Annotated in this window: 1 protein-coding gene; it reads right to left on the minus strand. The window is 74.1% G+C overall.

Annotated elements, in window-relative coordinates; genetic code table 11:
• On the minus strand, nucleotides 1-1,512 hold a 1,512-nt coding region (locus tag PKE44_RS19375), incomplete at its 3' end, for a hypothetical protein (protein WP_324554488.1).
• Between the last annotated feature and the right edge of the window lie 8 nt (nucleotides 1,513-1,520).

The raw sequence follows: 1,520 nt of genomic DNA on the forward strand, positions 1-1,520 counted from the left end.
ATTCCCGAACATGAGCGCGAACCCACCGAGCGCCACGGGGCCGACGACGAGTGCTGGCAGCATCGCCGCCGCGAGGCCGGCGCGCAGCCACGGCGCGCGCGCCGCGCGCCAGCGTGCGGTGTCACGCAGCATTCCGATCAGGACCACGCCTGCTGACAGCGACTGCAGCGAAGGCGCAAGCAGCCACAGGGGTACGAAGAACACGAAGCTTGAGCCGTCGAGCGTCTGGATGCTCACCATCGCCAGCGCGAGCAGCGGTCCGGCCAGCGCGCCAGCGAGGGCGGCAGCTAGCACGCTGCGGCAGTCGCCGAGCGGACAGAGGCTCAGTCGGGCCAGCGCGATTGTGAGGCCCAGCGCGACAGCCGGCCACGCGAATGCGAGTCCCGGCGTGAGGCTGCATGCAAGGAGAAAGGCGGAACTCGTGTTGATACCGCCCGCGGCGGCAAGCACACCAAGGCAGTCGCCGGCGAGCACGGCGGCGAGCCGCGCGAGCGCGACGGCGAACGCAAGCGGCAGCAGTTCGCGCCAGGCGAGCCCAAGTGTCCCGCGCAGCGCAAACAGCGCCGCACCGGCGAGCACGAATGCGCGCACCGGGCCGGCGCCGAGGCCCGACAGCACGGACGCCGCGCTGCCGGGATCGCGGTCGCCCGTGCTGAGCCAGAAGCTGCCGTAAGCCGCCCAGAACAGCGCCTCGCCGAGCGCGACGAGCACCGCGAGCCGCAGCGCGAGCCGCCGGTGCGTTTCGGGCGGCCGGACCAGCGCGTGCGCAAAGTTCGGCCGCATCGGACCGTCCGGCAGCGCCAGCCGGCGCAGCCACAGCGTCAGAAACGCGAGCAGTGTCGGCGCGAGCACGTAGCGCAGCGGCGCGCCGGGAATATGCAGCAGCGCCGGACCGGTGTCGGAGGCTTCGACCGGCACCGCCACCAGCAGCGCGAGCGCTGGCAGCCCGGCCAGCGCCACTGCGGCGAGTGCTGCGTCGATCGCCCGTGCGCCGGGCACGGCCCGCCCGCACAACTGCCCGGCCAGCCAGTGCCAGACGCTGGCGATGACGAGAACGAGCACGGCCGGAGCGAACCACGGCAGCGCGGACACGATGCCTTCGGCCAGCTGCGTCAGGTCCACGGCCGGAAGGCCGAGCCGCGCGAGCAGGCCGTCGGCCGGCCACAGCGACCACGCCGCCGCGCTCGCCGCCGCGACGGCCAGCCAGTAGCCGGCCGGCGACGCGGCAACGCGCTTCAGGCGTTCGACGAACGCGCGCGGGGCCGACACTTCGAGCGGTTCGCCGCGCAGGAAGCGCAGCAGGATGCGCTCGCGGCCGTGGGCACCGCGCCCGGTGCGCAGCAGCTCGACCAGTACCGCGCGCAGCTCGGCGTGACCGGTCACGACTTCGAGGAGTCCGCCGTCGGGCGCGTCCTGCCCGAGCAGCAGCGCTGCGGTCAGCGCGTCGCGCACCGCGGTCTCGCGCGCCGCCGGCAGCGCGCCGATCAGCGCAAGCCGCAGCCAGTCCGGCATGAACGCCT

It is taken from the genome of Plasticicumulans sp., assembly GCF_035331805.1.
Taxonomy (GTDB): Bacteria; Pseudomonadota; Gammaproteobacteria; order Competibacterales; family Competibacteraceae; genus Plasticicumulans.